The 5,332-nt window shown below is 74.0% G+C and carries 6 protein-coding genes and 1 pseudogene; 5 read left to right on the top strand and 2 right to left on the bottom strand.

Annotation, left to right across the window (positions count from 1 at the left end; translation table 11 throughout):
- From AC5FZL_RS15275 to AC5FZL_RS15265, 3 genes are all read left to right on the top strand, one after another.
- On the top strand, positions 1-1,122 hold a 1,122-nt coding region (locus AC5FZL_RS15275), incomplete at its 5' end, for an AI-2E family transporter (protein WP_493619737.1).
- Between the two features lie 116 nt (positions 1,123-1,238).
- Entirely contained in the window at positions 1,239-2,222 is a 984-nt protein-coding gene (locus tag AC5FZL_RS15270) for an ATP-binding cassette domain-containing protein (RefSeq protein ID WP_493619736.1), read from the top strand.
- Positions 2,219-3,031, top strand: coding sequence for an ABC transporter permease (locus AC5FZL_RS15265; RefSeq protein ID WP_493619735.1), 813 nt, complete (start codon positions 2,219-2,221; stop codon positions 3,029-3,031). Before AC5FZL_RS15270 ends, AC5FZL_RS15265 begins: the two co-directional genes overlap by 4 nt.
- 69 nt (positions 3,032-3,100) lie before the next feature.
- Here AC5FZL_RS15265 and greA read toward each other — a convergent pair whose 3' ends face one another.
- Both greA and AC5FZL_RS15255 read right to left on the bottom strand, forming a co-directional pair.
- On the bottom strand, positions 3,101-3,595 hold the full coding sequence (gene greA, locus AC5FZL_RS15260; protein ID WP_493619734.1) for a transcription elongation factor GreA: 495 nt from the start codon (positions 3,593-3,595) through the stop codon (positions 3,101-3,103).
- Between the two features lie 108 nt (positions 3,596-3,703).
- The gene (locus AC5FZL_RS15255) at positions 3,704-4,099 is read right to left on the bottom strand and encodes a DUF4307 domain-containing protein (protein WP_493619733.1); all 396 of its coding nucleotides are present in this window, start codon (positions 4,097-4,099) and stop codon (positions 3,704-3,706) included.
- A gap of 149 nt (positions 4,100-4,248) precedes the next feature.
- Here AC5FZL_RS15255 and mca point away from each other — a divergent pair, with 149 nt between their 5' ends.
- Positions 4,249-5,139 carry a mycothiol conjugate amidase Mca gene (gene mca, locus AC5FZL_RS15250; RefSeq protein WP_493619738.1) on the top strand — a complete coding sequence of 297 codons (891 nt, stop codon included), beginning with the start codon at positions 4,249-4,251 and terminating at the stop codon, positions 5,137-5,139.
- A pseudogene (locus AC5FZL_RS15245) lies at positions 5,132-5,332 on the top strand (hypothetical protein); the annotation flags it as partial. The gene mca and the pseudogene AC5FZL_RS15245, both read left to right, overlap by 8 nt.

The raw sequence follows: 5,332 nt of genomic DNA, 5'->3' as shown, positions 1-5,332 counted from the left end.
CCGTTCGCCGTGCGGGTCGCCGGGGCGTGGTCGTGGCGGCTGCTCGTCATCGCCGGCGCCGTGGCCCTCCTCGGCTACGTGCTGGGCTACTTCCACGAGCTGCTGGTGCCGCTGCTCATCGCGGTCCTGCTCTCCGCGCTGCTGTCCCCGCTCGTGAACTTCCTCGACCGCCACGGCTGGCCGCGGGTGCTGGCGGTCCTGGCCGTGCTCCTGGCCACGATCGCCATCGTCGTCGGCCTGCTCACGCTGGTCGCCACCCAGATCGCCACCGGGTTCTCCGACCTCTCCGACCAGGCCGTGACCGGCCTGGCCCAGGTGCAGGACTGGCTGCGCGACGGCCCGCTGAACGTCTCCAACTCCCAGCTCGACGGCTACCTGGACCAGGCCCGCGACGCCGCCTCCGCCAACAGCGGCCAGCTCGTCACCGGTGCGGTCACCGTCACGAGCACTGCCGCGGGGCTGTTCACCACCGGCTTCCTCGCGTTCTTCCTGACGATCTTCATGCTCTACGACGGCCGCCGGATCTTCGAGTGGGCCATCGGGCTGCTGCCGCACGCCGCCGAGGCCCCGGTCGAGGGCGCCGTGCGCCGCGGCTGGGTGACCCTGGTCGCCTACGTGCGGGCCACGGTGATCGTCGCCTGCGTCGACGCCATCGGCATCGGGATCGGCGCCGCGGTGCTGGGCATCCCGCTGGCCGTGCCGCTGGCCGTCCTGGTCTTCCTCGGCGCGTTCGTGCCGATCGTCGGCGCCCTCCTGAGCGGCGTCGTCGCCGTGCTCGTCGGCCTCGTCGCCGTCGGCCCGGTCGCGGCCCTGCTCATGCTCGGCGTGGTCCTGCTGGTCCAGCTCATCGAGAGCCACGTGCTGCAGCCGTTCCTGCTCGGGCGGGCCGTCGACGTCCACCCGGTCGCGGTGATCGTCGCCATCGCCGCCGGCATCACCCTGGCCGGCATCCCCGGCGCCCTCTTCGCGGTGCCCTTCGTGGCGGTGCTCAACACGGTGATCACCCACCTCGTGCGCGGCGACACCGGCGACGCCCAGGAGCTGCCCGACGGCGCGGCCGAGGCGCCGCTCATGCCCGACCCGGTGGACGACGACCAGGTCGGGCAGGCCGCCCGCGACTGACGGCGCCGCGGGGCTCCACCGCGGGTCTCCACCGCGGGTCTCCACCGGGCGCGCGCCCCGCGCGTCCGGTGGAACTCCGTGGACGGCTGTCGGAGGGCGCCGCTAGCGTCCCGAGCATGGCGGACGCGGTGCAGGCCCGGGGCCTGGTCAAGCGGTACGGAACGACGACGGCGCTCGGCGGCGTCGACCTGGACGTGCCCGAGGGCACGGTCCTCGCTCTGCTCGGGCCCAACGGCGCGGGCAAGACCACCACGGTGCGGATCCTCACCACGCTGCTCGAGCCCGACGAGGGCGTGGCGCGCGTGGCCGGCATCGACGTGCGCACCGACCCGCGCGAGGTCCGGCGCCGGATCGGGGTCTCGGGCCAGTACGCCGCGGTCGACGACTACCTCACCGGCTACGAGAACCTCCGGATGGTCGGGCAGCTGTACCACCTGGGCCGGCGACGGTCCAGCGAGCGGGCCCGCGAGCTGCTGGGCCTCTTCGCCCTCGACGACGCCGCCGACCGGCCGGTCAAGGGCTACTCCGGGGGCATGCGCCGTCGCCTCGACCTGGCCGGGGCGCTCGTGGCCGAGCCGCCGGTCCTCTTCCTCGACGAGCCCACCACGGGGCTCGACCCGCGCAGCCGCGCCGACATGTGGGAGCTGCTGCAGGGCATGGTCCGCAGCGGCACCACGGTGGTGCTCACCACGCAGTACCTCGAGGAGGCCGACCTCCTCGCCGACGACATCGTCGTCATCGACCACGGCCTGACGATCGCCCACGGCACCGCGGACCAGCTCAAGAACCAGGTCGGCGGCGAGCGCGTCGAGGTGGTCGTCGAGGACGCCTCGATGATCGAGGCGGCCCGCTCGGCGCTGGCCGCCCTCGCGGTCGGCGACGTGTCGGTGGAGCCGCACGTGCGCCGCCTCACGGCGCCGGTCGCCGGCGGCGCCGCCGTCCTCGTCGAGGCGCTGCGGCGCCTGGACGCCGCGGGCGTGGTGCTGCGCGACGCCGGCCTGCGCCGGCCGACCCTCGACGACGTCTTCCTCACCCTCACCGGCCGCACCACCGACGACGGCGCGGCCGAGCCGGCCGCGCGCGAGGAGGCACACGCATGAGCGCCCTGGGGTCCGCCCTCGCCGACGGAGCCGTGATCGCCCAGCGCAACCTCATCAAGGTGCGCCGGGTGCCCGACCTGCTGATCGGCTCGACGCTCTCGCCGATCATGTTCATCGTCCTGTTCGCCTACGTCTTCGGCAGCGCGATCGAGGCCCCGCCCGGCGTGTCCTACCGGGAGTTCCTCGTCCCGGGGATCTTCGCGCAGACGGTGATCTTCGGCGCCACCATCACCGGCAGCGGCCTGGCCGACGACATGCAGAAGGGGATCATCGACCGCTTCCGCTCGCTGCCGATCTCGCCGTCGGCGGTGCTCGTCGGCCGCACGACGTCCGACCTGCTGGGCAACGTCCTCGTCATCGTCGTCATGTCCCTCACGGGCCTGGCCGTCGGCTGGCGGATCCGCGACGGAGCGCTGCAGGCGGCGCTGGGCTTCCTCGTGCTCCTCGCGTTCGCCTACGCGCTGTCGTGGGTGATGGCCCTGGTCGGGCTGCTCGTGCGCAGCCCCGAGACCTTCAACCAGGCCGTGTTCATCGTGATCTTCCCGATCACCTTCATCGCCAACACGTTCGTCCCCACCAACGGCTTCCCGACGGTGCTCAAGGTGATCGCCGACTGGAACCCGGTCTCGTCGGTGACCCAGGCCGCACGCGAGCTCTTCGGCAACACCACGCCCGAGGCCGACGCGATGCTCTCCGACGCGTGGCCCATGCAGAACCCGGCGCTCTACACCCTGCTGTGGGCCGTCCTGCTCGTCGTCGTCTTCGTCCCGCTGTCCACCCGGCAGTACCGGCGGGCCACCAGCCGGTGACCGGCCGGCACCGCGGAACGAGGAGGGCCCCGAGCGCAGCAGCGCTCGGGGCCCTCCTCGGGTGCCGGCTCAGCCGGTGAACGGCTCCGTGGACACGACCGTGACCGCGATCTGGCGGCCGTTGGGGGCGGCGTAGGTGACCGAGTCGCCGGCGCGCTTGCCGACGATCGCGGCCCCCAGCGGGGAGCGCTCGCTGTAGACGTCGTAGCCGGTGCCCTCGCCGACCTCGCGGCTCCCGAGCAGGAACGTCATCTCGGCCCCGCCCACGGTGGCGGTGACGACCATGCCGGGCGCGACCACGTCGCTGGTCGTGGGCGCCTGGCCGACCTGCGCGTCGCGCAGCAGCTGCTCGAGCTGGCGGATGCGGGCCTCCTGCTTGCCCTGCTCGTCCTTGGCGGCGTGGTAGCCGCCGTTCTCCTTGAGGTCGCCCTCCTGGCGCGCAGCGTCGATGCGCTGGGTGATCTCCGCCCGGCCGGGGCCCGACAGGTGCGCGAGCTCGGCCTGCAGGCGGTCGTACGCCTGCTGCGTCAACCAGGTGACGGCGGGCGTCGTCGTCTCGGCCATCGGTTCCTCCTCGGTGCGACGCGGAACAGCGGGGACTCCCGCTCGACCGTGCTGGCGAAAGGACGAGGCTAGCAGCGGACGGAGGCCGTCGAGGCCCTCCAGAGCGGCTCAGGCCTCGACGCACTCCCGCACCTGGCCGGTCACCGCGCGCTGCTGGGTGCGCACGGTCACCGTGTGCACGCTGGAGGCGCCCTCGTCCGGCCCGACCTCCACGACGAGCAGGCCGACCTGCGCCGAGCCCGAGCTCAGCGCCTCGACGGTGCACTCCACGGACTCCTCGGCGTCCTTGGTGACGCTGAAGGTGACCTGCACGGCGGCGTCGTCGACCACCGCGTAGCCCTGGGTGTCGAAGCGCACGCGGTCCGCGGCCGCCAGCGACACCCACGCCAGCCACGCCAGGGCGGCCGCTGCCGCGAGGACGGCGACCGCGAGCAGGGCCCGGCGGCGCCAGGGGCCGGCCGGCTCGCCGTACCGGCCCGGCGGTCGCGCGGGCGCCGTGGTCACGAGGTGCCTCCTGGTGCGTGCGAGTCGCGGGGCGGGGTGCGCGATGATTGTCCTCCGCACCCGCGGGACCGACGTCCGCGGGGCCACCGCCTCGAGCACGTCCCCATCTGGAGGTCCCCGTCGTGAGCACCAGCGAGCGGCTGCGCCTGATGGCCGTCCACGCCCACCCCGACGACGAGTCGAGCAAGGGCGCCGCGACCATGGCGCGCTACGCCGCTGAGGGCGTGGAGGTGCTCGTCGTCAGCTGCACCGGCGGCGAGCGCGGCGACGTCCTCAACCCGCGCCTGCAGCACGACGCCGCCGTGCTGCGCGACATGGCCCAGGTGCGCCGGGACGAGATGGCCGCCGCGGCCACCGCCCTCGGCGTCCAGCACGAGTGGCTGGGCTTCGTCGACTCGGGCCTGCCCGAGGGCGACCCCCTGCCGCCGCTGCCCGACGGCTGCTTCGCCCTGGAGCCCCTCGAGGTGCCGGTGGAGGCCCTGGTCGCCGTCGTGCGGCGGTTCCGGCCGCACGTGATCACCACGTACGACGAGAACGGCGGCTACCCCCACCCCGACCACATCATGTGCCACCGGGTGGCGGTGGGGGCGTTCGAGGCGGCCGGCGACCCGGACCGCTTCCCCGGGGCCGGCGGCGGGCTGGAGCCGTGGCAGCCGCTCAAGCTCTACTACAACGGCATGTCCCGGGCCCGGATCCTCGCCTTCCACCAGCACTTCCTCGACACCACCGGGGAGTCGCCCTACGCGGAGTGGATCGAGCGCTGGCAGGACCGCCCCGAGCGCCAGGTGACCACCCGGGTGCCCTGCGCTGACTTCTTCCCGGCTCGGGACCGGGCGCTGCTCGCGCACGCGACCCAGATCGACCCGGACGGCTTCTGGTTCGCCGTCGACCGCGAGGTCGAGGCGCGCCTGTGGCCGACCGAGGACTTCGAGCTCGCCCGGTCCCTGGTGCCCTCCGAGCTGCCCGAGGACGACCTGTTCGCCGGCGTCCGCGAGCACCTGGCCGGCGAGCCGGCCGCCGAGGGGTCCTCCTGTGCCTGACCTGCTGGCACTGGCTCCGCTCGTCGTGGCCCGCGTCGCTCCCTTCGTCGTGCCCGCGCCGGACGCGCCCCGCGGTCTCGACCCCGACGACGTCAGCCCCGGCGTGGAGGGCTTCATCGCCACCTTCGCGGTGGTCGCGGTCGTCGTCCTGCTCATCCTGTCGCTGGTCCGGCGGCTGCGGCGGCTGCGCCAC

It is taken from the genome of Quadrisphaera sp. DVD1 (assembly GCF_058932755.1).
This window is presented reverse-complemented; position numbering and strand designations above follow the sequence as displayed.

What these genes read in the sequence shown, in the direction of transcription:
- AC5FZL_RS15265 (WP_493619735.1), top strand. Translation starts at nt 2,219, where the DNA reads ATGAGCGCCCTGGGGTCCGCCCTCGCCGACGGAGCCGTGATCGCCCAG.
- AC5FZL_RS15270 (WP_493619736.1), top strand. Translation starts at nt 1,239, where the DNA reads ATGGCGGACGCGGTGCAGGCCCGGGGCCTGGTCAAGCGGTACGGAACG.
- greA (WP_493619734.1), bottom strand. Translation starts at nt 3,595, where the DNA reads ATGGCCGAGACGACGACGCCCGCCGTCACCTGGTTGACGCAGCAGGCG.
- mca (WP_493619738.1), top strand. Translation starts at nt 4,249, where the DNA reads ATGGCCGTCCACGCCCACCCCGACGACGAGTCGAGCAAGGGCGCCGCG.